At 73.7% G+C, this 23,207-nt stretch carries 25 protein-coding genes; 5 read left to right on the top strand and 20 right to left on the bottom strand.

Annotated elements, in window-relative coordinates:
* Positions 1-431: 431 nt before the first annotated feature.
* Both AC6JBM_RS54050 and AC6JBM_RS54055 read left to right on the top strand, forming a co-directional pair.
* A complete protein-coding gene (locus tag AC6JBM_RS54050) occupies positions 432-893 on the top strand; it encodes a TIGR02611 family protein (RefSeq protein ID WP_497981232.1) in 462 nt (153 codons plus the stop codon).
* A 354-nt stretch (positions 894-1,247) separates the two neighbouring features.
* Positions 1,248-1,604 (top strand): histone-like nucleoid-structuring protein Lsr2, encoded by a 357-nt coding sequence (locus AC6JBM_RS54055; RefSeq protein WP_350617469.1) that lies wholly within the window; start codon positions 1,248-1,250, stop codon positions 1,602-1,604.
* Between the two features lie 490 nt (positions 1,605-2,094).
* On the opposite strand, the gene AC6JBM_RS54060 is transcribed toward AC6JBM_RS54055, so the two are convergent.
* The 5 genes from AC6JBM_RS54060 to AC6JBM_RS54080 all read right to left on the bottom strand — a co-directional run bounded on the left by AC6JBM_RS54060 (position 2,095) and on the right by AC6JBM_RS54080 (position 5,947).
* A complete protein-coding gene (locus tag AC6JBM_RS54060) occupies positions 2,095-2,517 on the bottom strand; it encodes an Hsp20/alpha crystallin family protein (protein WP_497981233.1) in 423 nt (140 codons plus the stop codon).
* A 107-nt stretch (positions 2,518-2,624) separates the two neighbouring features.
* Positions 2,625-3,233, bottom strand: coding sequence for a response regulator transcription factor (locus tag AC6JBM_RS54065; protein WP_497981234.1), 609 nt, complete (start codon positions 3,231-3,233; stop codon positions 2,625-2,627).
* Complete coding sequence (locus AC6JBM_RS54070) at positions 3,230-4,321, bottom strand: sensor histidine kinase (protein WP_497981235.1); 1,092 nt, start codon at positions 4,319-4,321, stop codon at positions 3,230-3,232. The genes AC6JBM_RS54065 and AC6JBM_RS54070 overlap by 4 nt, the downstream gene beginning before the upstream one ends.
* 13 nt (positions 4,322-4,334) lie before the next feature.
* Positions 4,335-5,072: an ABC transporter permease gene (locus AC6JBM_RS54075; protein WP_497981236.1), complete on the bottom strand. Its 738-nt coding sequence runs from the start codon at positions 5,070-5,072 to the stop codon at positions 4,335-4,337.
* A 2-nt stretch (positions 5,073-5,074) separates the two neighbouring features.
* A complete protein-coding gene (locus AC6JBM_RS54080) occupies positions 5,075-5,947 on the bottom strand; it encodes an ABC transporter ATP-binding protein (RefSeq protein ID WP_497981237.1) in 873 nt (290 codons plus the stop codon).
* Between the two features lie 92 nt (positions 5,948-6,039).
* On the opposite strand from AC6JBM_RS54080, the gene AC6JBM_RS54085 reads away from it, so the two are divergent.
* Positions 6,040-6,927 (top strand): Dyp-type peroxidase, encoded by an 888-nt coding sequence (locus AC6JBM_RS54085; RefSeq protein ID WP_497981238.1) that lies wholly within the window; start codon positions 6,040-6,042, stop codon positions 6,925-6,927.
* On the opposite strand, the gene AC6JBM_RS54090 is transcribed toward AC6JBM_RS54085, so the two are convergent.
* From AC6JBM_RS54090 to AC6JBM_RS54105, 4 genes are read right to left on the bottom strand one after another with little or no spacing between them, the layout of a single operon-like run.
* The gene (locus AC6JBM_RS54090; protein WP_497981239.1) at positions 6,901-7,461 is read right to left on the bottom strand and encodes a TIGR03086 family metal-binding protein; all 561 of its coding nucleotides are present in this window, start codon (positions 7,459-7,461) and stop codon (positions 6,901-6,903) included. The two genes, AC6JBM_RS54085 and AC6JBM_RS54090, sit on opposite strands and share 27 nt — an antisense overlap.
* A gap of 4 nt (positions 7,462-7,465) precedes the next feature.
* A complete protein-coding gene (locus tag AC6JBM_RS54095; RefSeq protein ID WP_497981240.1) occupies positions 7,466-9,571 on the bottom strand; it encodes a xanthine dehydrogenase family protein molybdopterin-binding subunit in 2,106 nt (701 codons plus the stop codon).
* Entirely contained in the window at positions 9,568-10,539 is a 972-nt protein-coding gene (locus tag AC6JBM_RS54100; protein WP_497981241.1) for an FAD binding domain-containing protein, read from the bottom strand. Before AC6JBM_RS54100 ends, AC6JBM_RS54095 begins: the two co-directional genes overlap by 4 nt.
* Positions 10,536-10,985: a (2Fe-2S)-binding protein gene (locus AC6JBM_RS54105; RefSeq protein ID WP_497986738.1), complete on the bottom strand. Its 450-nt coding sequence runs from the start codon at positions 10,983-10,985 to the stop codon at positions 10,536-10,538. Before AC6JBM_RS54105 ends, AC6JBM_RS54100 begins: the two co-directional genes overlap by 4 nt.
* Before the next feature lie 83 nt (positions 10,986-11,068).
* On the opposite strand from AC6JBM_RS54105, the gene AC6JBM_RS54110 reads away from it, so the two are divergent.
* Positions 11,069-12,064, top strand: a complete 996-nt coding sequence (locus AC6JBM_RS54110; protein ID WP_497981242.1) for a zinc-binding dehydrogenase — start codon at positions 11,069-11,071, stop codon at positions 12,062-12,064.
* Here AC6JBM_RS54110 and AC6JBM_RS54115 read toward each other — a convergent pair.
* Positions 12,011-12,436: a rhodanese-like domain-containing protein gene (locus tag AC6JBM_RS54115; RefSeq protein ID WP_497981243.1), complete on the bottom strand. Its 426-nt coding sequence runs from the start codon at positions 12,434-12,436 to the stop codon at positions 12,011-12,013. The genes AC6JBM_RS54110 and AC6JBM_RS54115 overlap by 54 nt on opposite strands.
* A gap of 72 nt (positions 12,437-12,508) precedes the next feature.
* Between AC6JBM_RS54115 and AC6JBM_RS54120 the strand changes: the two genes are divergently transcribed.
* On the top strand, positions 12,509-13,570 hold the full coding sequence (locus AC6JBM_RS54120; protein ID WP_497981244.1) for a helix-turn-helix domain-containing protein: 1,062 nt from the start codon (positions 12,509-12,511) through the stop codon (positions 13,568-13,570).
* Here the strand turns inward: AC6JBM_RS54120 and AC6JBM_RS54125 are convergent.
* From AC6JBM_RS54125 to AC6JBM_RS54170, 10 genes are all read right to left on the bottom strand, one after another.
* Positions 13,491-14,120, bottom strand: coding sequence for a maleylpyruvate isomerase N-terminal domain-containing protein (locus tag AC6JBM_RS54125; protein WP_497981245.1), 630 nt, complete (start codon positions 14,118-14,120; stop codon positions 13,491-13,493). The genes AC6JBM_RS54120 and AC6JBM_RS54125 overlap by 80 nt on opposite strands.
* Positions 14,117-15,034: an ABC transporter ATP-binding protein gene (locus tag AC6JBM_RS54130; RefSeq protein WP_497981246.1), complete on the bottom strand. Its 918-nt coding sequence runs from the start codon at positions 15,032-15,034 to the stop codon at positions 14,117-14,119. Before AC6JBM_RS54130 ends, AC6JBM_RS54125 begins: the two co-directional genes overlap by 4 nt.
* Positions 15,031-15,828 (bottom strand): ABC transporter permease, encoded by a 798-nt coding sequence (locus AC6JBM_RS54135; protein ID WP_497981247.1) that lies wholly within the window; start codon positions 15,826-15,828, stop codon positions 15,031-15,033. The genes AC6JBM_RS54130 and AC6JBM_RS54135 overlap by 4 nt, the downstream gene beginning before the upstream one ends.
* Positions 15,821-16,597, bottom strand: a complete 777-nt coding sequence (locus tag AC6JBM_RS54140; protein ID WP_497981248.1) for an ABC transporter permease — start codon at positions 16,595-16,597, stop codon at positions 15,821-15,823. The genes AC6JBM_RS54135 and AC6JBM_RS54140 overlap by 8 nt, the downstream gene beginning before the upstream one ends.
* A 13-nt stretch (positions 16,598-16,610) precedes the next feature.
* Complete coding sequence (locus AC6JBM_RS54145; protein WP_497981249.1) at positions 16,611-17,657, bottom strand: hypothetical protein; 1,047 nt, start codon at positions 17,655-17,657, stop codon at positions 16,611-16,613.
* A gap of 64 nt (positions 17,658-17,721) precedes the next feature.
* The gene (locus tag AC6JBM_RS54150; RefSeq protein ID WP_497981250.1) at positions 17,722-18,297 is read right to left on the bottom strand and encodes a hypothetical protein; all 576 of its coding nucleotides are present in this window, start codon (positions 18,295-18,297) and stop codon (positions 17,722-17,724) included.
* Between the two features lie 53 nt (positions 18,298-18,350).
* Entirely contained in the window at positions 18,351-18,824 is a 474-nt protein-coding gene (locus AC6JBM_RS54155; RefSeq protein WP_497981251.1) for a hypothetical protein, read from the bottom strand.
* A 101-nt stretch (positions 18,825-18,925) separates the two neighbouring features.
* The gene (locus AC6JBM_RS54160; RefSeq protein ID WP_497981252.1) at positions 18,926-20,662 is read right to left on the bottom strand and encodes a protein kinase domain-containing protein; all 1,737 of its coding nucleotides are present in this window, start codon (positions 20,660-20,662) and stop codon (positions 18,926-18,928) included.
* An 80-nt stretch (positions 20,663-20,742) separates the two neighbouring features.
* Positions 20,743-20,922, bottom strand: coding sequence for a hypothetical protein (locus tag AC6JBM_RS54165; protein ID WP_497981253.1), 180 nt, complete (start codon positions 20,920-20,922; stop codon positions 20,743-20,745).
* Positions 20,923-22,015: 1,093 nt separating this feature from the next.
* Complete coding sequence (locus AC6JBM_RS54170; RefSeq protein WP_497981254.1) at positions 22,016-23,185, bottom strand: S8 family peptidase; 1,170 nt, start codon at positions 23,183-23,185, stop codon at positions 22,016-22,018.
* Positions 23,186-23,207: the final 22 nt, after the last annotated feature.

Raw genomic sequence — 23,207 nt, forward strand, 5'->3', positions numbered from 1 at the left:
CGCTCGCGGAGCATGCCGTGCCCCGCCTCTCCTATGTTGAGGCGATTCCCAGTGTTACGCGCAGTGATTCTACGATCTCACTCTGTAGTGTTTCTGGGCCCGATTTGCCGTCAACCGAACATCCTGCGTGCGATGTCTGGTTTTCTGGGCGCGGTCGGGGTCCTTGACGTGACGTGTGGGCCGTACGTCAATTCATTCCGGTAACGTCCTGTGGCGCATGGGAGTGACGGCTCTTTGCGTGATGGGAACGAGAATTGCGCGGCAGTGAGGTGGACGGGTCGGGCGTTACGCCTGATTCCGGACCTCTCCCGGCTCGCGAGGGTGACTTTCGGCGTGTCGTGGCCGTGGTTGTACCGGCCACATGGATGCGAACTTCGCCGATTCTCGTCCCGTATGTGGTGACTATGCGTAATTAGTCCGATTTGCCGGGCATGGTGCTCCCCGGTTGCCGGAGCGTGGACCATGGAACGGTGCCCGACCAGCCACGCGACACCGCCACCGCCCCCGATCGACCCGCCCTCTCGCCCGCGCGGGCGAGAGTCCACCGGGTGCGCGATGCCTACCTGCGCATGCGGGCGCGGGCGTACTCCACCCCGCTCGGCCGCCTCGGCGTGAAGATCGCCGTCGCGGTCGTCGGCACCCTGGTCATCGCGGTCGGCGTGGTGCTCCTGCCGCTGCCCGGCCCGGGCTGGGTCGTCATCCTGGCCGGCCTGGCGCTGCTCGCGATGGAGTTCGCCTGGGCCCGCCGGCTGCTCGGCTTCACCCGTGCCCAGTTGTTGCACTGGACCCGCCTGGTGCGTGAGGGGTCGTGGCTGGTGCGGATCGCCTCCGTCGGCGGGCTGCTCCTCGTGGTCGGTGGCGCGTTGCTGCTGTCGCTGCGGATACTCGCCTGACTCCACGACTGCGATGTTGTGCGGCTCTCGGGTGAGTTCCCGCCATCCGCCCGGGGTGGCCGTTGACGCGATCGGGGCACGCCGATCACGCCTATTCGCCGCGTCGTCTTTACCGATCGTGTGCGTTTCGTGTTGTATGCGTTTCGTGACATGCCGATTTCGGTGCCGGGCGGACGAAAGAGCTAGTGTGGAGGTAATCTCGCCCGAGTCATGGGCGTAGCATGTCGCCAAGTAATGTGTTTGTGTCCGAATGATACGGCCGGTGCGCTCGGTGCCGAGGCCCGGATCGGTTCGGTGCGCATAGTTCTGCACAACGGTTCTCTACACCTGGGTACGACCGAGGAAAGGCCACTCATGGCAAAACGCGTCATCCACGAGCTGATCGACGACATCGACGGCAAGCCCGCCGCCGAGAGCATCGTCTTCGCGCTCGACGGCGTGCAGTACGAGATCGACCTGTCCGCCGGCAACGCGGCCAAGCTGCGCGACGCGGTGGCTCCCTTCGTCGCCGCCGCGACGAAGATCGGTCGCGGCGGTGTCGTGGCGACCTCGCGTGGCCGGGAGGCCCGGGGCCGCAGCGTGACCCGCGGGGATCGCGACCAGAACCGCGCGATCCGCGAGTGGGCGCAGGCCAAGGGCATCGACGTGTCCGACCGGGGCCGCATCAAGCAGGACATCGTCGACCGCTACCACGCCGAGGCGGGCCGCTGACCGCACGCCCGCGGGCGTGACGTGATCGAAGCGGGCGGGCCGGGTGCACGAATCGTGCACCCGGCCCGTTTTGCATTCCTGAGGCCATACGGTCGTTCGGGCAGCCGCTTTCCCCATTCGGGGCCCGCGCCCCGCGCGGATTCGCTAAGACCCCGCGCATTGCCGATCGATCCGGTCGCCTTTGCCGCCGAGGCCGGTCGCCTTTGCCGCCGGGGGCGCCCCGCCGCAATTGCGCGGACCGGCCGCCGGGACGGTGTGCACCCTCGCCGCCACCCTTTGCCGCCGGCCCCGTCCCACCCGTCGGACGCCCCGCCACCGCCTCCGGGGCATTTTGCCACCGGGCAAATACGCCGGATGATCACCGCGAGCGCATCGGGAATAACCGGCTGTGGCGACGACGATCGATTCCGAATCGCCCCGGAAACGCGACGGCCGCGGCCCCCTCGGGGACCGCGGCCCTCGGCGCCCGTCAGCGCGGGGCCGGCATTCTTTACCGCGCGGTGGCGAGCTCGCGCGGGGCCGTGCCGATCTCGATCCGGCGCGGCTTGGCCCGCTCGGTCACCGGGATGCTCAGCGTGAGCACGCCGGCGTCGTAGCTCGCCTCGAGCCGCTCGGTGTCGAGGCTGTCGCCCAGGACCAGGCGCCGGGTCACGGTGCCGGTCGGGCGCTCGGTGATGACGCGGCGGACGCCCTCGCGCTCGGTGCGGGTCCGCTCGGCGCGGACGGTGAGCACGTTGCGGTCGACGGTGGCGTCGATGGTCGCCGGGTCGACGCCGGGCAGGTCGATCTCGACGAAGAAGGTGTCCCCGTCGCGGTACGCGTCCAGCGCGGCGGTGGCGCCGCCGCGAACCGGCGAGCCGAAGAACTGGTCGAACGCGTCAACATTCCGCAACGGTGCGGTGCGCAGCAACATGATGCAGTCCCTCCAAGGTTGAGCCCGTGTCGCTCAAGTCTTACAACCTCGGGGGTGCCCACCGTCTTCCGTCCGCGAACGTGACCTGAGTCACCTCGACTCAACTTTCAGAGCCACCCGCGGGACTGCGCCACGCCCACCGCCTCGATCCGGTTCCGGGTCCCCGTCTTGGTGATCGCCGCCGACAGGTAGTTGCGCACCGTGCTCTCCGACAGGTGCAGCCGCTTGGCGATGTCCGCGACCGTCGAGCCGTCGGCCGCCTCGCGCAGCACGTCGCGCTCCCGCTCGGTCAGCGGGTCCGGCCCCGCCGCCAGCGCGGCCGCGGCCAGCTCCGGGTCGACCACCCGCTCGCCGGCGAGCACCCGCCGCACGGCCGCGGCCAGGGACTCCACCGGCCCGTCCTTCACCAGGAAGCCGCTGGCGCCCGCCTCCATGGCCCGCCGCAGGTACCCCGGCCGCCCGAACGTCGTCAGGATCAGCACCCGGCACCCGGGCAGCCTCCGGCGCAGCTCCGCCGTCGCGCTGATCCCGTCCCCGCCCGGCATCTCGATGTCGAGCAGCGCCACGTCGGGCCGGGCCTCCAGCGCCGCCGGCACGACCGCGTCGCCGCTGCTCACCTGGGCGACCACCTCCAGGTCGGGCTCCAGGCCGAGCAGCAGCGCCAGCGCGCCCCGCATCATGCCCTGGTCCTCGGCCAGTAACACCCGAATCGTCACAGCGGCAGCCTCGCAGTCAGCATGAACCCACCCTCGGGCCGGGGGCCCGTCTCCAGCGCCCCGCCCGCGCCGAGCAGCCGCTCCCCGAGGCCGCGCAGGCCGTTGCCGGGCTCCGGCGCCGGGGCGTCCGGGGCGAAGTCGCCGTCGTCGCTCACGTGCAGCACCGCCGCCCCGCCGGTCGTCGTCACCGAGATGTCGCACCGGCCCGCCCCGCTGTGCCGGATCACGTTCGTCACCGCCTCCCGCGCCACCCATGCGAGCAGCCGGTCGGCGGCGTCCGGCAGCGGGTCGGCGGTGCGCAGCACCTCGGCGGTGATGCCGGCCGCGGTCAGGGCGCCCTTCGCACGGGCGAGCTCGGCGGTGAGGCCGGTCTCGCGGTAGCCGGTGACCGCCTCCCGGATCTCGACCAGCGCCCGCCGCCCGACCTGCTCGATGTCGGCCGCCTGGGCCGCCGCCGCGGCCGGGTCGCGCTCGGCGATGCGCCGCACGACCTCCGCCTTCACGACGATCACGGACAGGGTGTGGCCGAGCAGGTCGTGCAGGTCGCGGGAGAAGCGCAGCCGCTCCTCGGCGACCGCCGCCTCGGCCAGCGCCTCCCGGGTGTGCTGCAGCTCCCGGACGAGCCGCATCATCTGCCGCACCGCCCCGACGAGCAGCGACGACAGGATCGTGCCGATGATGACGCTGCCGGTCTGCCACCAGTCGGCGCCGACCGCGAGCCCGATGCCGATCTGCGCGGCGAGCGCGCCGGCGAGCACCCACACGGCGCCGACCGGCCGCTCGGTCCCGGTGTACACCGCGACGCCGCAGGTCGACACGAACAGCAGCAGCACGATCCAGTGCGAGCCCTGCGTGAGCGCGAGCCCGGCCCCGAGCGCCGCCACCAGCCCGAAGAGGACGTGGTGGCGGCGGGTGACGGCGAGCGAGTCGAAGCCCAGGGCGGCCGTGAAGACGTACAGCAGCTCGAACGCGACCAGCCCGGCGACCGCGGTCGTGCTGGTGGCGTTGGTCAGCGGATCGATGAGCGGGAACGTCCACACCGCGACCCAGATCATCCCGCCGATCGTGGGACGGTTCCCGCGCGTCATGCCGCCCACCCTTTCACAGCACCGCGATGCGGCGGACCGAGCGGCGGTAGCCGAAGATCGCCAGCCCGGTGAACGCGACCAGCCACACGAGCAGCGTCACGACGTCGCCGAGGCTCGGCGCCCCGCCGAACGCGACCCGCCACGACATGTCCGCGTACGCGTACGTGGGCAGCAGCCGCCCGATCGCCGCGACCCAGGACGGCATGATGGACAGCGGCAGCCACAGCCCGCCCAGGATGGACATCCCGAGGTACACCAGCAGGTTGAGCGGCTGCGCGGTCTGACTGGTGGCCAGGTAGCCCAGCCCCAGCCCGAGCAGCGCGAACGGCAGCGCCCCGGCCCACAGCAGGGGCAGGATCGCCAGCCACCGCCAGGCGTCCAGCCGCACCCCGTTGATGAGCACCGCGGCCAGGCACAGCGCGAGCACCGGCGGCAGCCCGGCGGCCATCGCGGCGAGCCCCTTGCCCAGCACCACCTTGACCGGCGGCAGCGGGGTCAGCCGCAGCTGCCGCAGCCAGCCGACGGAGCGGTCGATCACGAGCCCGGAGGCGTAGTTGAGCAGGCCGCCGATCGCGCCGTACCCGGCCATCGACACCATCGTGTAGACCGCGGCGATGCTCTTGTCCTGCCCGGTGACCGTGCTGATGTTCGTGAACAGCACGTAGCTCAGCAGCGGCATGAGCACGGTGAAGATGAGCAGCCCGGGGGTGCGGATCAGCCGGCGCAGCTCGAGGCGGATGTAGGGCAGCATGGTCAGGCCTCCAGGCGGGTCAGGGCGAGGTAGGCCTCCTCGAGCCCGGCGCCGACGACCTCGAGGTCGCGCAGCAGGCCCGCGGAGGCGAGGGCGAGGACGGTGGCGTCGGCGTCGGTGCTGGTCAGCACCGTCCGCCCGGCCCGCTCGGCGACCGTCACGACGCCGGGGAGCGCGGCATAGTCGGCATCGAGGCTGGTCACACTCACCGTGCGCACCGCCACCCGCCGCTTCACGTCGGCGGCGGTGCCGTCGGCGATCACCCGCCCGCGGTCGAGCACCACGATGCGGTCGGCGTTGTCGTCGGCCTCCTCGAGGTAGTGCGTCGAGAACAGCACCGTGCGGCCCTGGCCGGCGTAGGCGCGCATCGCCGTCCAGAAGTCGCGGCGGGCCTCCACGTCCAGCGCGGCGGTCGGCTCGTCGAGCACGAGCAGGTCGGGGCGGCCGATGACCGCCATCGCGAACCGCAGCCGCTGGGCCTGGCCGCCGGAGAGCCGCTCGACCGTCCGCCCGGCCAGCCCGGTCAGGTCGGCGAGCTCGAGCGCCTCGGCGATCGGCATGGGGTGGGGGTACACGTCATGGAGAAACCGCAGCAGGTCGCCGACGGTGGACCGGGGGAGCAGCCCACCGGCCTGGGGCATCGCGCCGACGAGCCCGGCGGCGGCCGCGGCCGACGGCTCCCGGCCGAGCAGCCGCACCGTGCCGGTCCTCGGCGGCAGCAGTCCGAGCAGCATGAGCAGCGTCGTGGACTTGCCGGCCCCGTTGGGACCGAGGACGGCGACGACCTCGCCGGTCCGCACCGACAGCGTCACGTCCTCGACGGCCCGCACGCCGCCGTAGGCGTAGGAGAGGTTCTGCAGATCGACCGCGTTCATGACATCGACGCTAGGGTCGCGGCCGGCCGCCGGGCAGATTCGTCGATCGCGGTCCGGCGGTGACAAATGTCCTGTCGCCTACGATCAAGCGCATGGCACCGACCCCGCAGCCGGGCATCTTCGCGGCGGCCCTGGCCGAGCACGCGTACCTCGAGTTCGACCTGCGCCCGGGGGCGGCGCCGCGCGATCTGTTCACCGCGCTGACCGCGGTCGGCGAGCCGATGCCCGCGACGGGCGCCATCAACGTGGTCGTCGGCGTCCGCCCGTCGCTGTGGGAGCCGGTCGTCGCCGCGGACTTCACCGAGGCGATCGCCGGCCCGGACGGGTTCACCATGCCCGCGACCCAGCACGACGCCTGGCTGTGGCTGGCCGGCGCGGACCGCACCGCCCTGTTCGACTACACCCGGGCCGCGCTGGCGATCCTCGAGACCGTCGCGGTCACCGCCACCGAGGTCGCCGGCTGGGTGTACCACCACGACCGCGACCTGACCGGCTTCATCGACGGGACCGAGAACCCGCCGCGCAGCCAGGCCCCGTCCGTCGCCGCGCTCGCCGAGGGCCCGGCCGCGGGCTGCAGCGTGGCCCTGGTGCAGCAGTGGCGGCACGACTCCGACGCGTTCGAGGCGCTCACCGTCGCCGAGCAGGAGGCGGTCATCGGCCGCACCAAGGCCGACTCCGTCGAGCTCGACGACGAGCACAAGCCGCCGACCTCGCACGTGGCCCGCACCGTGATCGAGCAGGACGGCGAGGAGCTGAAGATCCTGCGCCGCAACACCGCCTACGGCACCGTGCGCGAGCACGGCACGATGTTCGTCGGCTTCTGCGCGACACAGCACCCCCTGGCGGAGATGCTGCGCCGCATGGCCGGCGTCGGCGACGGGGTGCGCGACGCGCTGACGCGCTACACGGCCCCGCTCACCGGCGCCTACTACGTGATCCCGCCCGTCGAGGCGCTAGCGCGGTACGCGCCCGAGGCGTAGCAGGATCCGGTCCATCGTGGACGCTCCCGCGGGTGCGGGCCGCGGGGCCGCGAACGCCTTCGTCGTGTCGGGCACCCCCTCGGCGATCGGCCACGTCGTCTCCAGCACGTCCTCGGGCAGCTCCCACGGCCGGCCGAGGGTCGTGGCCACGTCCCAGCCGTGCACCACGTAGTCGATGGCGTGCGCGCTGATGCCCCGCCGGACCGGGATCGGCACCGGCGCGAGCTCCGCGAAGTGCGCGTCCCGGTCCAGGTCCACGGCGGCGAACGCGGCGATCACCTCGTCGGCCGCGGCCGCGTACCCGGCGGCCGGGTCGGCCCCGAGCGGTTTCGGCGCCCAGCGCTCGAGCGGCCACGACTCCCCGCGTGCGACGGCGGCGAAGCCGAGGTGCTGGACGGTCATGTGCGCGAGCAGGTCGGCGAGGGTCCAGCCGGCGCACGGGGTGGGCAGGGTCAGGTCGAGCGGGCCGTCGAGCAGCGTGACGCTGGCGCGCACGGCGATCGCGTCCGCGGCGCGGTAGTCCGGAATGGCCATGGCCTCATCCTGGCACGGCCGGCAGCAGCAGGGCGGGCGTGATGGGCAGCGATCGGCAGCGCACCCCGGTGGCGTGGTGGACCGCGTTGGCCACGGCCGCCGCCGCGCCCACGATCCCGAGCTCGCCGAGGCCCTTCGAGCCCATGGGGTTCAGGTGCGGGTCCGTCTCGGGCACGAACGTGACGTCGATGCGCGGGATGTCGGCGTTGACGGCGACGTGGTACGCCGCCAGGTCCGCCGTCACGAACGCGCCCGAGCGCGCGTCGAGCACCGTCTGCTCCAGCAGCGCCATCGACACGCCCATCGTCATCCCGCCGATGAGCTGCGAGCGGGCCGTGGTCGGGTTCACGATGCGGCCGCCCGCGAACACGCCGAGCATCCGGTCCAGCCGCACCTCCCCGGTCTCGGGGTCCACGCGCACCGCGCAGAACTGGGCGCCGAAGGCGTGGCGGGCGTACTCCTCCCGGGCGGCGATGTCCGCGGTGGTGTCCGCGGTCACGGCGACCCCCTCGGGCGGCACCTCGCCGCCGTGCACCCGGTCGATCCGCTCGCGCAGCAGGCGGCACGCCTTCGTCACCGCCCAGCCCCACGACGACGTGCCCATCGAGCCGCCCGCGACGGTCGCGTAGCCGATCGCGCTGTCGCCGACCCGGATCTCCACGCATATCTCGTCGCACCCGAGCGCGTCCGCGGCGATCTGGCGCAGCACCGTGCGGGCCCCGGTGCCGATGTCGGCCGCGTTGACCGCGACCTCGAAGTGCTCGTCGGCGGTCGCCCGCGCCGTCGCCGTCGACGGCCAGGTGATCGCCGGGAACGACGCCGCCGCGACCCCGGTGCCGAGCAGCCAGCGGCCCTCGCGCACCGCCGCCGGGCGGGGGTCGCGATCGGCCCAGCCGAACCGGCTCGCGCCCTCGCGCAGGCACTCCACGAGGTGCCGGCTGGAGAACGGCCGCCCCTCGGCGTCCCGGTCGGTGTCGTTGCCGATGCGCAGCCGCACCGGATCCCAGCCGCCGGCCGCGGCCAGCTCGTCGATCGCCGACTCCAGCGCGAACGAGCCCGGGCACTCGCCGGGCGCCCGCATCCAGGTCGGCGGCGGCACGTCCAGCGCCACGACGCGGTGGCTGGTGGTCAGGTTCGGCGCCGCGTAGTGCACGCGGCTGACCACCGCGCACTGCTCCGCGAACTCCGTCAGGCGCGAGGTCTGGCTGATGGAGTCGTGCCCGATCGCCAGCAGCCGGCCGGTGCTGTCGGCGCCGAGCCGGACACGCTGGATGGTCGGGGTGCGGTACCCGCCCAGCGCGAACACCATCGAGCGCGGCACGGCCAGCTTGACCGGGCGGCCGACACATCGGGCGGCCAGCGCGGCCAGCACCGTGTTCGGCCGCGCCGTGCCCTTGGAGCCGAAGCCGCCGCCCACGTGCTCGTTGTGCACCCGCACGAGCTGCGGCGCCAGCCCGAACAGCGCGGCCAGGGTCTCGCGGACCGTCGAGGACGCCTGGGTCGAGTCGAACACGTCGAGCCGCCCGCGCTCCCAGAAGGCGGTGGTCGCGTGCGGCTCCATCGCCACGTGGTGCTCGGTCGGGGTGCGGTAGGTGGCGTCGACCCGCACCGCCGAGGCGGCGTATCCGGCGTCGAAGTCGCCGCGGTCCAGCCGGCCCCGGTAGCCGGCGTTGACGATCTCGGGCTCGTAGAGGCCGGGGTGGTCGGCGCGCAGCACGGCGTCGGGCGGGGACACGTCGGCGCGGACCGTCACCGCCTCGGCGCCCTCGCGGGCCCGCTCCGGCGTCGTGGCCACGACGAGGGCGATGATCTGGCCGTAGTACGACACCTCGGGCGACTGCAGCAGCAGGAGCATGGGATCGTCGACGGGCTCCAGGCGCGGCGCGTTCGCGTGCCAGATGACCGCGAGCACCCCGTCGAGGGCGAGCGCCGCCTCGGCCTCCACGGCGGTGATCCGGCCGCGGGCGAACCCGGCCGGCACGGGCCAGGCGTGGCAGGCGCCCGGGATCGGGTGGTCGGCGGCGTACCGCGCGTGCCCCGTCACCTTGTCCCGCGCCTCGAGCCGCGGCTCCGCGCGTCCGATGTGGACAGTCGTCTCGAGGAGGGTCACGGCGTCAACTCCCGCAGCAGCTCGACGGTCAGGTTCCGCAGGAGCGTGATCTTGTACGCGTTGTCGCGCAACGGTTTCGCGAACGCCAGCTCCTCCTCGGCGGCCCGGGCGTAGTGCTCGGGCGTGGCCGGCCCGTGGCGCAGCGCCCGCTCCGCGGCCCAGGCCCGCCACGGCAGGTGCGCGACCGCGCCCCAGGCCAGCCGCACGTCGTGCACGATGCCGTCGCGCACGTCGAGCGCGGCCGCGACCGAGCCGGCCGCGAAGGCGAAGCTCGCACGGTCGCGGACCTTCCGGTAGCGCGAGCCGGCGGCGATGGGGCACTCGGGCAGGACGACCCCGGTGATCAGCGACCCCGGGGGCAGGTTCGTGTCCAGGTCCGGGCGGTCGCCGGGCCGGCGGTACAGGTCGTGCACGCTGATCGCGGCCGGGCCGTGGGGCCCGAGATAGTGCACCGAAGCGTCCACGATGGACAGCGCCACCGCCAGGTCGGACGGGTTCGTCGCGACGCACTGCGGCGACGCGCCCAGGATCGCCAGGTCGTGATGCTCCCCGTCGCGGGCGTCGCAGCCGGTGCCCGGCGAGCGCTTGTTGCACGCCTTCGTGACGTCCTGGAAGTACCGGCAGCGGGTGCGCTGCAGCAGGTTGCCGGCGACGGTCGCCCGGTTGCGCAGCTGCCCCGACGCGCCGGCCAGGATCGCCTCGGACACCACCGGGTAGCGGCGGCGGATCGTCTCGTCGCGGGCGAGCTCGGTGTTGGACACCAGCGCTCCGATGCGCACCCCCTCGCCCGTCTCGATGCCGTGGTAGGGCAGGCCCGTGATGTCCACGAGCAGCTCCGGGGACGTGACGCCGAGCTTCATGAGGTCGACGAGGTTCGTGCCCCCGGCCAGGAACATCGCCCCCGGCCGCGCCATGGTGGCGACGGCCCCGGGCCCGTCGCCGGGTCGTTCGTACTCGAATGGCCTCATACCGCCGCCGCCACCTCGAACACGGCCGCGGCGATGTGCGTGTAGGCCCCGCACCGGCAGATGTTGCCGCTCATCGCCTCCCGGATCGCGGCCGGCGACTCGGTCTCCTCCGCCGTGAGCCCGACCGCGGAGCAGACCTGCCCCGGCGTGCAGAACCCGCACTGCATCGCGTCGTGCGCGATGAACGCCTCCTGGATCGGGTGCAGCCCCCGCCCCGCGCTGAGCCCCTCGACGGTCGTCACCGCGGCGCCGTCCACCGAGCACGCGAGCACCAGGCAGCTGACCACCCGCCGCCCGTCGAGCAGAACCGTGCACGCCCCGCACTGCCCGTGATCGCAGCCCTTCTTCGCCCCGGTGAGCTCGAGCTGCTCGCGCAGCGTGTCGAGCAGCGTGCTGCGGTTGTCGAGCCGCAGCTGGTGTTCGCGCCCGTTGACGTGCAGCGTCACGTCGCTTTCGGTTTCAGTCCCGCTCACGCCGCAGCCGCTACCCGGCTTGACATGAACCATGCTTGAGGTCCGAGGGTGGTTCCATGCGTGTGATCGAGGTGTCCCGCTTCGGCGGTCCGGAGGTTCTCGTCCCCGTCGACGCGCCCGACCCGGCGCCCGGCCCCGGCCAGGTCCAGATCGCCGTGGCCGCCGCCGACACCCTGTGGCTGGAGACCCGCGTGCGGGCCGGCCACGGTGCCCCGTTCTTCCCCGTCACCCTCCCGTACCACCCCGGTGTCGGCGTGGCCGGCACGGTGACCACGGTCGGCGGCGGCGTGGATCCACAGTGGATCGGCCGCCGGGTGGTGGCCCGCACCGGCCACGCGGGCGGCGGCTACGCGACGGTCGCCCTGGCCGAGGCCGCGGCCCTGGTCCCGATCCCGGACGGCGTCGAGGACCCGGATGCCGCCGCCGTCCTGCACGACGGCGTGACGGCCCTGGCCCTGCTGCGACTGGTGGAGGTCCGCCCCGGCGACCGGGTGCTGATCACCGCGGCCGCCGGAGGCATGGGCGCGATCCTGGTGCAGCTGGTGCGCGCGGCCGGGGCGGCGGCGATCGCGGCGGCCCGCGGCCCGGCCAAGCTCGGCCGCCTGCGCGGCCTGGGCGCGGACGAGGTGGTGGACTATTCGGCTCCCGGCTGGTCCGCGTCGCTGGCGCCGGTGGACATCGCCCTGGACGGCGCGGGCGGCGACTACGGCCGGGCGGCCTTCGACGCGGTCCGCGACGGCGGCCGCTTCTCGGCCCACGGCACGCCGGCGGGCTCGTTCACCGCCCCGCCCGCGGACGCGAGAGGCATCACGACGACGGGCATCGCGGACGTGCAGTTGTCCGTGCAGCGCCATCGGCAGCTGCTGGGCGAGGCGCTGCACGCCCTGGCCGAGCAGCGCTTCGAGCCCTTGATCGGCCAGATGTACGGCCTGCGGGACGCCCCCGCCGCTCACCGCGCGATCGAGGCGAGGACGGCGATCGGCAAGACCCTGATCCTGTCAGCAGTCGCAGGAGACGGCCCGCAGCGGGGCGGTCAGAGCGTCGGCCGGTAGCCGCTGCGGCCCCCGGCTCGTCTCGAACGCCAGCCCCTCCCGCACCCAGTACTCGAACCCGCCGATCATCTCCCGCACCCGGTATCCGAGCCGCGCGAACTCGAGGGCGGCCCGGGTGGCGCCGTTGCAGCCGGGCCCCCAGCAGTAGGTGACGACCTCCCGGCCGGCGTCGACGAGGTCGCGCGCCCGGGCGGCGATGTCGGCGGTGGGAAGGTGCACGGCCCCCGGAACGTGCCCCTGCGCCCAGGCCTGATCGCCGCGGGAGTCGACCACCACCAGGTTCCCGCCGCCGGCCGCCAGGGCCGAGTGCACGTCGCTGACATCGGTCTCGAACCGCAGCCGCCGGGCGAAGTGCTCAATCGCTTCACGCATACCGACGATCCTGCGGTCGCGGCCGGGACTCGCACCAGTGGCGAAAACGCCGCTACTGGCTAAGATCTCGCCATGCGTGCTGCGGCCCCGAGGACGGCCGGCGACTCGGTCGCGGTGCTGGCCTTCGCCGGGATGTCCCTGTTCGAGACCGGCATCGTGACCGAGATCTTCGGCCTTCCGCGCCCCGAGCTGGACATTCCCTGGTATCGCCTGACGATCTGCGCCCCCACGCGCTCGAAGCCGGCGCCCGCGATCCCCGTCGTGGGCGGGGCGACCCTGCACCCGCCGGCGGGCCTGGACCTGCTCGCGTCGGCCGGCACCGTCATCGTCCCCGGCGTCGAGTCCGTCCACGCCGACCCGCCGCCGGAGGTCCTCGAGGCCCTGCGCGAGGCCCGCGCCCGCGGCGCGCGCATCCTGTCCATCTGCTCGGGCGCGTTCGCGCTGGCCGCCGCGGGCCTGCTCGACGGTCGCCGCGCCACGACCCACTGGCGCTACGCGGACGTCTTCCGCGCCCGCTTCCCGCACCTCGACCTGGACCCGGACGTGCTCTACATCGCCGAGGGCGACGTGTGGACCAGCGCCGGCAGCGCGGCCGGGCTCGACCTGTGCCTGCACGTGGTGCGCACCGACCACGGGGCGGCGGTCGCGAACGCGGTGGCCCGGCGCCTGGTCGTGCAGCCCCACCGCGACGGCGGCCAGGCCCAGTTCATCGAGGCCCCGGTGCCGGCCGGCGCGGACGACGACCGGATCGCGGCGAGCCTGGCGTGGGCGCTGGCGCACCTGCGCTCGCCGCTGACCCTCGCCGACCTGGCGCGGCAGGCGCACATGTCGCCACGCACCTACCTGCGGCACTTCACGCGCGCCACCGGGACGAGCCCGATCCGCTGGCTGCTGCGCCAGCGCATTCAGGCGAGCCTGCCGCTGCTGGAGACGACCGACGCGCCGATCGAGCAGGTGGCGGCGGCCGTGGGCTTCGACGCCGCGGTGACGTTCCGCCACCACTTCACCAACGCGATGCGCACGTCGCCGTCCGCGTATCGGCAGGCCTTCCGGACTACCGCCCCGCCAGCGGGCGGCCGTCCCACCGCCACGACGTCCGTGCCGCCCGGCCCGGCAGCTCGGCCCGCCCGGTAGCCCACAACAGGACCCGCCACGGGTCGTCGTGGTCGGGCACCTCCACGAAGAGGCGGTCGAGCACCTCGCGGCACAGGTCGGCCGGCGGCGTCCACGCGCGGTTCACGCTGTCGGCGACGTCCCAGGCGTGCACGAGCACCTCGACCACGCCCATCGCGGCGAAGCCCTCCGGGTCGCTCACGCCGTAGGGGTGGTAGCCGCGGCGCGCGGCGGGCGCGGCATCCACCACGGCCGCGAGCATCGCGCCGCAGGCCGACAGGGAGCGCAGCAGGCCCAGTGTCCCGCTCTTGGCCTCCACGAAGATGGTGTTCGCCGGGCCGCCCTCGCGCAGCGGGCGCCACGCGAACGGCACGTAGGTGTCCTCGGGGGAGTCGGGCACGGCGATCTGGCCCGCGTAGGCGAACAGGTCGTCGGCCATGTGCTCCATGGTCTCCCAGCACGTCCACGACAGCGTGCCGGCCGGCCGGTCCCAGCCGTCGTCGGGCACGTCGGCGAAGGTCGTCCGGACGAGGGACACAGCGCGCAGGACGTCAGCACCAGCCAGGGTCACGGGCTCGACGCTAGCAAATAGAGCTGCCGCACCACGCCCTCGATGTCGGGCTCCTCGATCGTGAGGTCGTGCACCTGGGCCGTGGCCGCCACCGATGCCAGGATCGCGGCCACCGTCGTCGTGCCGGGCGCGAACGACAGGCGCTGGCGCAGCCCGCCGGCCTCCACGCCGACGAGCCGCGCCCCGGGCACCGCGGCCAGCGGCGGGGCCGGCTCGGCGAGGTCGAGCACGAGGATGCGCTCGGCGCCGACCTGCCGGGCCAGCGCGTCCAGGGTGCCGTCGAAGGCGAGCCGGCCGTGGTCGACGACGAGCAGGCGGTCGGTCAGCCGGCGCACGTCGCCCATGTCGTGCGTGGCCAGCAGCAGCGTGGTGCCGAGCTCGCGCTGCTCCACGAGGAAGGCGCGCAGCCGCTCCTTGCTCAGCACGTCGAGGCCGATCGTCGGCTCGTCGAGGATGAGCAGTTCCGGGGAGTGCAGCAGGGCGGCCGCCACCTCGCCGCGGATGCGCTGGCCGAGGGAGAGCTGACGCACCGGCGTGTCCAGGAAGGGCGTGAGGTCGAGCCGCTCGCCGAGCTCGGCCAGGCGGGGGCGGTGGTCGAGGCGGTGGATGGCGCCCAGCGCGCGGTACGAGTCGCGCAGCGGCAGGTCCCACCACAGCTGGCTGCGCTGGCCGAAGACGACGCCGATGCGCCGGGCCAGGCGGCGCCGCTGCCGCATCGGCTCCAGGCCGCAGGTGCGCACCGAGCCGGCGGTGGGCCGCAGGATGCCGGTGAGCATCTTGATGGTCGTGGACTTCCCGGCGCCGTTGGCCCCGATGTAGCCGACCGCCGCGCCCGGCTCGATCCCGAACGAGAGCCCGTCGACGGCGGCCACCTTGCCGAAGTGCCGCCGCAGCCCGTCCACCTCGATGATCATGATCCCGCCCCCGTGTAGTGGCGCAGCCCGGACCGCCAGCCGAGCAGCGCGACGGCCCACACCGCCGCCGCGGCGAGCGGGGCGCACCAGCCGATCCACAGTGGAAACCCCGGCGGTGGCGGCAGCCGCAGCAGGGTCAGCGCCGGCAGGTAGGCCACGAACGCCGTCGGCACCACGAACGTGAACAGCACGCGCACCGGATCCGGGTAGATCGTGGCCGGGAACTGCGACGCGTACTGTCCACCGTAGACGAACGACGAGGTGATGTCGGCGCCGTCGACGAGCCAGAACTGCACCGCGGCCGCGGCCGTGAACAGCGCGGCGAAGATGGCCGCCCCGCTCAGCACGGTGAGCGCGACGAGGGCCGCGTTCGCCGCCGTCCACCGCACGTCGAGCCGGGCCAGGACCAGCGCCGCGACGACCGCCCCGGCCGCGGTCCGCCCGAGCCGGCGCAGCGACAGCTCGGCGCTGATGAGCTGCGGCAGGACCGGCAGCGGGCGCAGCAGGAACGCGTCGAGCGTGCCGGCGCGCAGGTAGCCCGGCAGCGCGTCGAGATGGCCGAAGAACAGGTCGGCGAGGCTCATCGAGATGTGCCCGAGCGCGAAGACGAGCAGCGCCGCGGGGAACGTCAGGCCGCCGAGCGCGGGGACGTTGGCGAAGACCACGTACATCTCGCCCAGCCCGCTGACGGTCGCGCCGACGCTCGCGAACAGCTCGATGGCGAACGATCCGCGGTACACCGTCTGGGCCCGCACGTGCATGCGCGCCAGGGTGAGGTAGGGCCGGTCAGCCACCCTGCACCACCAGCTTGCGCGCCCCGAGCGCGAAGACGAGGCGCCCGAGGACGAGCAGGCCCACGAGCCAGAGAGCCTGCGTCAGTACCGTGGCCGCCCCTGCTTTTCCCGTGAGCACGTCGATCGGCGCCTGCAGCAGCGAGGGGAACGGCGTCGCCGAGGCCAGCACGGCGAGCCAGTGCGGGAACCAGCGCACCGGCACCACGAGTCCACACAGGACATTGGACAGCACCAGGTACAGCGTCATCGGCCCGCGCAGGTCCAGCAGCCAGAACGCGCTCAGGTTGACCAGCCACCGGCACGCGAACGACAGGGCGCTCGCGATCGCCACGCTGAGCGCGCCGAGGAGATACGGCCCCGGGACGTGCGGCAGCGCGAGCCCGGTCACGAGCGCGCCGACGAGCAGCGGCGGGATGCCCCGGGGCAGCAGCGAGAACGTGGCCCGGCCGAGGTCGGCGGCGAGGAAGGACAGCATCGGGTCGGCGGGGCGGGCGAGGTCCACCGCGATGTCCCCGGAGCGGATGCGCTGCGCCAGCTCGCCCCAGCCGAAGAGGCTGATCGGCCCGGCGAGGGCCTGGCCGAGCCACACGTACGTGGCCGTGGTCGCCTGGTCGTAGCCGCCGAGCGTCCCGCCCGCGGTGGCGACGACGGCGAGCATCACGGCCGAGCGGATGAGGCCGAACACGCAGTTGGTGAACGCCGCCCCGAGGGCGGCGGTGCGGTATGCGGACCAGCGTCGGATGCCGAGCACGAAGAGGGTCGCGTACACCGGCCGGATTCTGTCAGCTCGCCAGCCGCAGATCGACCGGATTCGGGCCCGCGTCCCGCCAGTGGCGCAGCATCGGGGTGACGGCCCAGCCCAGCTCGCGCTCGCGGAGAGCGGCGTCGGCGCACCGTTCGGCCCAGTCGCGCGCGGCGCGGGGGAGCGGCCGCCCGTCGCCGAGCAGCTCGTCGCGCAGCGCGAACAGCACGGCCGCGGCGTGCTCGAACGCGGGGACCTCGCGCTCGCGGTCGCCGAGGCCGGCCATCCAGTCGAGGTCCCGGCCCGCGCAGACCGGGCAGTCGCAGGACCAGAGCCGCGGGTCGGGACGGGTGCGTTTGGCGCGCTGGATCGCGCTGATCCGGCGGTACGACATCGTGGGCCGGAAGATCGTCGACGGCGGGCGCACCCCGTCGGCCTCGCGGGGTGCGAGGTGGCGCAGCGCGGCGACGGTGCCGACGGCCGCCGCGACCGCCCCGTGGCACAGCGCGCCGAGCGAGGACAGGTCGCAGCGCAGCAGCATGACGGGCACCCCGCAGCCGAGCACCGCCAGCAGCCCGGGCACGCACCCGTCGAGCGCGAACGGGTCGGCCCGCGCCTCCAGCACCAGGGCGACCGGTACCGCGGCGGCGCGCAGGTGGCCGGTGAGGACGTTCAGGTGGAGCCGGTCGCGCAGCCAGGCCGGGTGCAGCGGCAGCACCGCGACGGCGTCGGGGATCGCCATCGTGCGGTGCAGGATGCCGGCCAGGCCTCGCTCGTCGCCGGCGTCGACGTATCCGGAGTCGGTGAGCACCGGCAGGCCCAGCTCGCGCTGGCGGCGCAGCCATCGCGGGTTGAACGGGGCGCTGGCCGGCAGCCGGTCCGGGCCCGCGTACCGGGCCGCGTCGAGCAGCAGCGGGGCGCCGAACCGGGCGCGTCCGCGCAGGTAGGCCGCGGTCTCGAGCAGGCCGCGCTCGTCGCCCTGGTGCGGCGCGACGACGAGCCCGCCGTGCGGCCGGTCGGCGATCGGGGCGCAGCGCAGGGCCTGGTTCGTCGTGCAGTACACGAGCAGGCTCCGCGCGTCGAGCATGGCCGATCAACCCCGTCACGGTTGGTACATAGATCGTAACCAATCGTGGGGGATTCACGAACATTCATCTGGCGCAGTCGACCTCGATGACCGTCGTGGCGCTCGCGGTGCTGGGCTGCGACACGGCGATGCGCACCTGGTGGTCGCCCTGGGACTGCCCGACCGTGGCGCGTGTCGTCTCGCTGAAGGTGGTGCCCGAGGCCGTCCGGCGCACGGCCGACCCTTCGTTGATCGTGTACTGCACCTGAAGCCCCGGCTGGCTCAGCGTCATGCGCACCGTGAGCTTGGTGACGAGCGTGCCGCGGCAGCTGGTGAACCGGTCCGGGTCGGCGGTCACCGTCACCGTGAGCACCCGCGGCCCGCTCGGGGTCGTCGGCGCCGCCGAGGCCGTCCGGGTCTTCGTCGCCGACGGCCGCGCCGACGCCGTGGTCCGCAGCGCGGTCGCGGGCGGCCCGATCGTCACCGCGTCCTCGGGCACGACCGGCTGCGGCGTGTCCCGCACCGCCGCCGGTGGTCGCGGCCGGTCACCGTCGCCGGTGGTCAGCGCCACCAGCGCGGTCCCGACCACGAGCACGACCGCGAGCCCGCCGCCGGCCAGCAGCGCGACCGCGCGCCGCGACAGGCCCTCCGGTGGTGGCACCGGAAAACCGTCAGGCCTCCCCGCTAACCCGTCCTCCGCTGAGCCGGGTTCGGTCATCGGGGTCCCGGGAACGAGGGCTTCGGCGGCTTGTGGGTGGTCGGCTTGCTCTCGGGCTTCGTGGTCTGCGTCGCCGGCTTGGTGGTCTTGGTGGCGCCCGGGTTGCCCGACGTCGTGGGCTTGCCGCCGGGGATGTCGTCGTTCTTCAGCTGCGGCCACGACTGGGTCGGCTGGGCGACGTCATCGGTCGGCCCCGGTGCGGCGGAGGACGACACGCTCACCACCGAGGACTCCGGGTTCGCCGCGGCGGGCGTGGCGTCCGGCCCGCTGCTGGTGCTCAGCGCCGCGACGACGAGCCCGACGATCAGCGCCAGGGCCACGCCACCGCTCGCCACGAGGATCTTGGTCTTGCGATCCATCGGGCCCGCGGCCTCGTCCTCTTCGGGCCGCGGTGGCAGCTTGATCTCGCCCGTGTACTCACCGTAGATGAATCTGGGCAGCCCGTCGCGCGTGGCGTCGTCGTCGGTCATGCGACCACCTTCCGGCAGATGACGGTCAACGTGCTGCGGTCGTAACCCTAGACGCACATCGTGGTGTGTTGCGTTGTCGCCCGGCGCAACATCCTAGTTCTCTAGGGCTTGGTGCAAGCGTTGGTGAACGTCAGCGAGTCCGTCGTGGTGCCCGGGCTGGTCACGCTCAGGGTCATCGGGAACGAGTACTTTCTGCTGCTGTCGACCCGCATGCGGTAGGTCTCGGTGTACGTCCCGTCGACGGCGGTGACCGTCTTGGCGGCCTTGCCCGTGGTCGCGAACGTCACCTTCGTGCCGGGCTGATTCGTGGTGATCGTCACGGTCACCTGGACGTCGAGCCCGTTGCCGGAGCAGGGCCCGCTGTACGTCACCGGGTTGAGCCCGATCTTCGCCGACGTGACCGTGGCCGGCTTCGGCGAGGTCGTCGTGGGCCGGGTGGTCTTCGGTGCCCGGGTCGTGGTCGGGGGCTGCGACGACGGGGACGGCTCGACGCTCGGTGAGGGGGGATCGTCGGACGGTGGCGGGGAGGGCTCGGTGTTCACCAGGGCCGCGTCGGTGGCTGGGCTCGTCTGGGCGGCGGCCTGGTTCGCGTTCGTGGGGGTGCCGCCGTCGAGGAAGAACGCGACCGCGATGAGGAACGCGAGCACGCCGGCGCCGATGAGTGCGGCGACCTTGAGCTCGGACCGGATGCCCGGCGGCGCGGGGCGCTCGTTCTTCGCGGCCGGCGCGGCTTCGGCGGGTGCCGGTGCCTCTTCGCTGGGTGTCTGTGCGGCTTCGCCGGGTGTCTGTGCGGCTTCGCCGGGTGCCTGCGCGGCTTCGCCGGGTGCTTGCGCGGCTTCGCCGGGTGTCTGTGCGGCTTCGGGGGTCCCTGGGGTGGCTCCGGCGGGGACGAGGGGCTGCTCCTGTGTGACATCCGCGCCGTCGTGCTGGTGGGCGGAACTGCCCGGGCTCGCGGTGGTTTGGCCGGCTTCGTTTGGGATGCCGGATTCGCCGGGTGCGGTGGTGTTGTCCGCGGCATCGGGCCCGCTCGGCGTGCCGCTGAGGGCCATGGCGATCGTGGTCGCGGCGGGACCTTCGCCGGCCGTGCCGGGCTCGCTCGCGGGGGCCGATGCGTCCCTTGGCTTGGGGTTTGCGGTGACGGCGGCCGGATGCCCCGCCGCGGCGGACAGCGCCGCGCGCACGGCCTCGGGCGACGGCCGGGCCCGCGGGTCCTCGTCCATGAGGGCGGCGACGATCTCGGGCGCGGCGTCGGGGGAGGCGAGCGCCAGGGTCGCCCCGAGCGAGTAGAGGTCGGCCTCGGGCCCGCCCTCGCCGGTCTGACGCCGCTCGGGCGCGACGAACGCCGGGTCGCTCAGCGGGAGATGCCCGTCGAGCATGGCGGCGACGGCGAAGTCGGTGAGCTGGGCGGTCCCGTCCGGCGGGAGCAGGACGTTGGCCGGCTTGACGTCACCGTGCGTGATGCCCGCGGCGTGCGCGGCCGCGAGGGCGTCGAGCAGCACCAGGCCGAGCGCCGCGCCCTCGGCCGCCGGCAGCGGTCCCTCGGTGCTGACGCGCTCGCCGAGGGAGCGGCCCTCGACGAGATCCATCACGATCCACGGCCCGTCATCGGTGACGACGACCTCATGGACCCGGACGATCGCGGGGTGCTCGACGCGCCCGGCGGCCCGCGCCTCGCGGTTCACCCGGTCGCGTTCCGCGGTCGTCATGAGCTCCGGCAGCCGTACTTCCTTGATCGCCACCATGAGCTGCCGCCGCAGGTCACGGGCGCGCCACACGATGCCCATGCCGCCCGCGCCGATCGCGTAGTCCAGCCGGTACCGGTCCGCCAGCGTTTTCAAGATCAGATCCCGCCCAGTTGCCGTGAAAGGGACATCTCAGCATGCCTGCGCCCGCCGTGCAGGTCGGGCAATCGGTTGGTTCACTCTGTCGTATAGGTGCCTGTGAGTCGAACCTCTTCGATGTCAAGTCTGCCCTGCGACCGCCTGAGCGCCACGTCATCGATCGGTCGTTCATCCCGCAGACGCACGACCGTCGCCCGTTTGTGGGCCAGGGGTTGCAGCTTCAGCGTCGTGTACTGTTCGTGTTCGATCCGCTCCACACAGTCGTTCTCCTCGCCGCCCTAGCGCAGGCTGTTCGTGCTCCTTCCGCAGCCGCGAGACCACCAGCTCCGCGGCCCCGGTGCCCGGCAGCGCCTCCCGGGCCGCCGTGGCCTGGGCCGGCAGCTCCCGCCGCGGGCCGTCGTCCTCGGCCAGCCGCGCCCAGCGTACGACGGCCGGCATCCAGAGCCCGAGCCCGTTCGGCCACTGCGGAGGCTACCGCGAGCACGGCGGCGAGTGACACCACGCCCCGCGGCCTCGCGAACGCGCTCACGAGCCCGGGGCGCCGGTTGGGTGTGGATGAGGGCCGCCGCCGAGAGTTTCTGTCCACCGACTCGCATTCGCCGGCGCCACGTCATGCACGCAGCACTCGTCCGGCGCGCAGTGGTCCGTCTGTTCACCGACTCGCATTTGCCGGCGCCTTGTCATGCACGCAGCACCCGTTCGGCGTGCAGTGGTCCGTCTGTTCACCGACTCGCATTTGCCGGCGCCTTGTCATGCACGCAGCACCCGTTCGGCGTGCGGTGGTCCGTCTGTTCACCGACTCGCATTTGCTGGCGTCACGTCATGCACGCAGCACTCGTCCGGCGCGCAGTGGTCCGATCGGCCGGCGCAACGCGGCATGCGCTGGAGGGCAGCCGCTCGTTGCGCCGCAATTTGGGCGCGCGCGGCGGTTAGCGGCCCGTTCGGATGCTCCGCCGCACCGCACCGCACCGCACCCGCACCGCACCTCGGCGCGTGCGCACGTGCGGCGCCCGTGCCGACCGACCGCGATGATCCCGTTCCTCGAACGCGACGACCCGGGGCCAGCGGCGCTGCGGTCGGCCGCCCACCCGCGGGTCACTGCGCGGGCCGGGCGAGGTGTTGAGACGGGCCTTCCCTCTGGCGCGCGGTGGTGCGGTCCGCTCCGCGCGCGTGGCGGTTGTGCCAGCCCCAGGGTGCCGCGCGCGTGGCGGTTGCGGCTGCCCCGGAGGCCGCGTGGCGGCCGTGCCGCGGGGCCGCGTTTCGGCCGTGCCGTGGGCGCGCGGAGGTGCGCGGCCCACACCGGGCGCTGCGGTTCGCCGCCCGCAGCGCCCTCCCCCGTGAGACCCCCGCTCAGCGCAGCGAGGGGAACCCGCCCAGCTGCTGCTGCGAGGCCTCCGCCTTCACCTGTTCCGCCGCCGCCACCACGGACCCGGCCGCCGCCGTGCGCTCGACCAGGGCCGCCACCACCTTCGGCGACGCGAACGAGGTCCCGCTCCACGCCGCCCAGCCCGACGCGAAGCCCGGGTGGTGGATGAAGGTGCTGACGATGTCCGCGCCCGGCGCCACCAGGCTCACCCACGGCCCGCGGTTGCTCCACTCGCAGACCCCGGTGCCGTCGTGCGCCGCCACCGCGAGGATCTGCCCCGCCCACGGCGAGCCGCTCGCCGCGAACGCCGCCGGCCAGAACGGGCGGTCGTGGATGCCGTCGTTGCCCGCCGCCGCGACGACGACCCGCCCGGTGCCGGACAGGAAGCCCGACAGCGCCGCCGAGAGGATCGCCGGCGGCTGGTCGCCGACCGAGAACCCGCCCAGCGACAGGTTCAGCACGTCGACGTCGGTGAGCCCGGTGATCGCGGCGGCCAGGTCGGCCTCGGTGCACATGCCGAAGCTGTCGAGCACCTTCACGATGCGGATCTGCGCGGCGTCGGTCCCCTGCACCACGACCCCGGCGATGAAGTTCGCGTGCCCGACGTCGGAGTCGAGCTCGCCGTCGTTGTCGCCGTCGAGGACGGTCTCGACGTTCTCCGCCGTAGCCGAGTAGCAGCCGGCCGGGAGCGGGCTGTCGACGTACACCCCGGTGTCCATCACAACGACCCGGACGGACGATGCGCCTCCGGCCGAAGGGGCGAGCTTGGACGGGGGAGCGTCGGCGGCCACGGGCGGGCCGAACGGGCCGCCGTGCTCGTGCGGGGTCGACAGGAACACGTGGTTCGGGCCGACGACGGCGTCCGGGAGCTGGCCGCGCAGCTGGCGGACGGCGGCCGAGACGTCGAGCCCGCGGGTCTTGAGCCGGCGCAGCCCCCGGTGCGGCTCGTCCTCCTTGATGTCGCTGGCCCGGTGGCCCAGGCCGGCGAGGGTGCTGTGCGCGATCCCGGCCCCCTGGTCGGAGACCAGGATCTCGTCGGCGACGAAGCGCACCGGCCGGCCGGACTGTACTTCGGTGCGCAACCACGGCAAGGTGGACAGGCGCTCGGTGCGGACCTGCTCCCACCGTCGAAGACGATCGTTCGGTACGGACATGAATGCTCCCCAAAACGGATCA

The sequence above is a fragment of the Dactylosporangium thailandense genome, from assembly GCF_059739745.1.

Coding starts and splice junctions, on each gene's coding strand:
- AC6JBM_RS54050 (WP_497981232.1), top strand. CDS start 432: ATGGTGCTCCCCGGTTGCCGGAGCGTGGACCATGGAACGGTGCCCGAC.
- AC6JBM_RS54055 (WP_350617469.1), top strand. CDS start 1,248: ATGGCAAAACGCGTCATCCACGAGCTGATCGACGACATCGACGGCAAG.
- AC6JBM_RS54060 (WP_497981233.1), bottom strand. CDS start 2,517: ATGTTGCTGCGCACCGCACCGTTGCGGAATGTTGACGCGTTCGACCAG.
- AC6JBM_RS54070 (WP_497981235.1), bottom strand. CDS start 4,321: ATGACGCGCGGGAACCGTCCCACGATCGGCGGGATGATCTGGGTCGCG.
- AC6JBM_RS54075 (WP_497981236.1), bottom strand. CDS start 5,072: ATGCTGCCCTACATCCGCCTCGAGCTGCGCCGGCTGATCCGCACCCCC.
- AC6JBM_RS54080 (WP_497981237.1), bottom strand. CDS start 5,947: ATGAACGCGGTCGATCTGCAGAACCTCTCCTACGCCTACGGCGGCGTG.
- AC6JBM_RS54085 (WP_497981238.1), top strand. CDS start 6,040: ATGGCACCGACCCCGCAGCCGGGCATCTTCGCGGCGGCCCTGGCCGAG.
- AC6JBM_RS54090 (WP_497981239.1), bottom strand. CDS start 7,461: ATGGCCATTCCGGACTACCGCGCCGCGGACGCGATCGCCGTGCGCGCC.
- AC6JBM_RS54100 (WP_497981241.1), bottom strand. CDS start 10,539: ATGAGGCCATTCGAGTACGAACGACCCGGCGACGGGCCCGGGGCCGTC.
- AC6JBM_RS54110 (WP_497981242.1), top strand. CDS start 11,069: ATGCGTGTGATCGAGGTGTCCCGCTTCGGCGGTCCGGAGGTTCTCGTC.
- AC6JBM_RS54115 (WP_497981243.1), bottom strand. CDS start 12,436: ATGCGTGAAGCGATTGAGCACTTCGCCCGGCGGCTGCGGTTCGAGACC.
- AC6JBM_RS54120 (WP_497981244.1), top strand. CDS start 12,509: ATGCGTGCTGCGGCCCCGAGGACGGCCGGCGACTCGGTCGCGGTGCTG.
- AC6JBM_RS54130 (WP_497981246.1), bottom strand. CDS start 15,034: ATGATCATCGAGGTGGACGGGCTGCGGCGGCACTTCGGCAAGGTGGCC.
- AC6JBM_RS54145 (WP_497981249.1), bottom strand. CDS start 17,657: ATGCTCGACGCGCGGAGCCTGCTCGTGTACTGCACGACGAACCAGGCC.
- AC6JBM_RS54155 (WP_497981251.1), bottom strand. CDS start 18,824: ATGACCGACGACGACGCCACGCGCGACGGGCTGCCCAGATTCATCTAC.
- AC6JBM_RS54170 (WP_497981254.1), bottom strand. CDS start 23,185: ATGTCCGTACCGAACGATCGTCTTCGACGGTGGGAGCAGGTCCGCACC.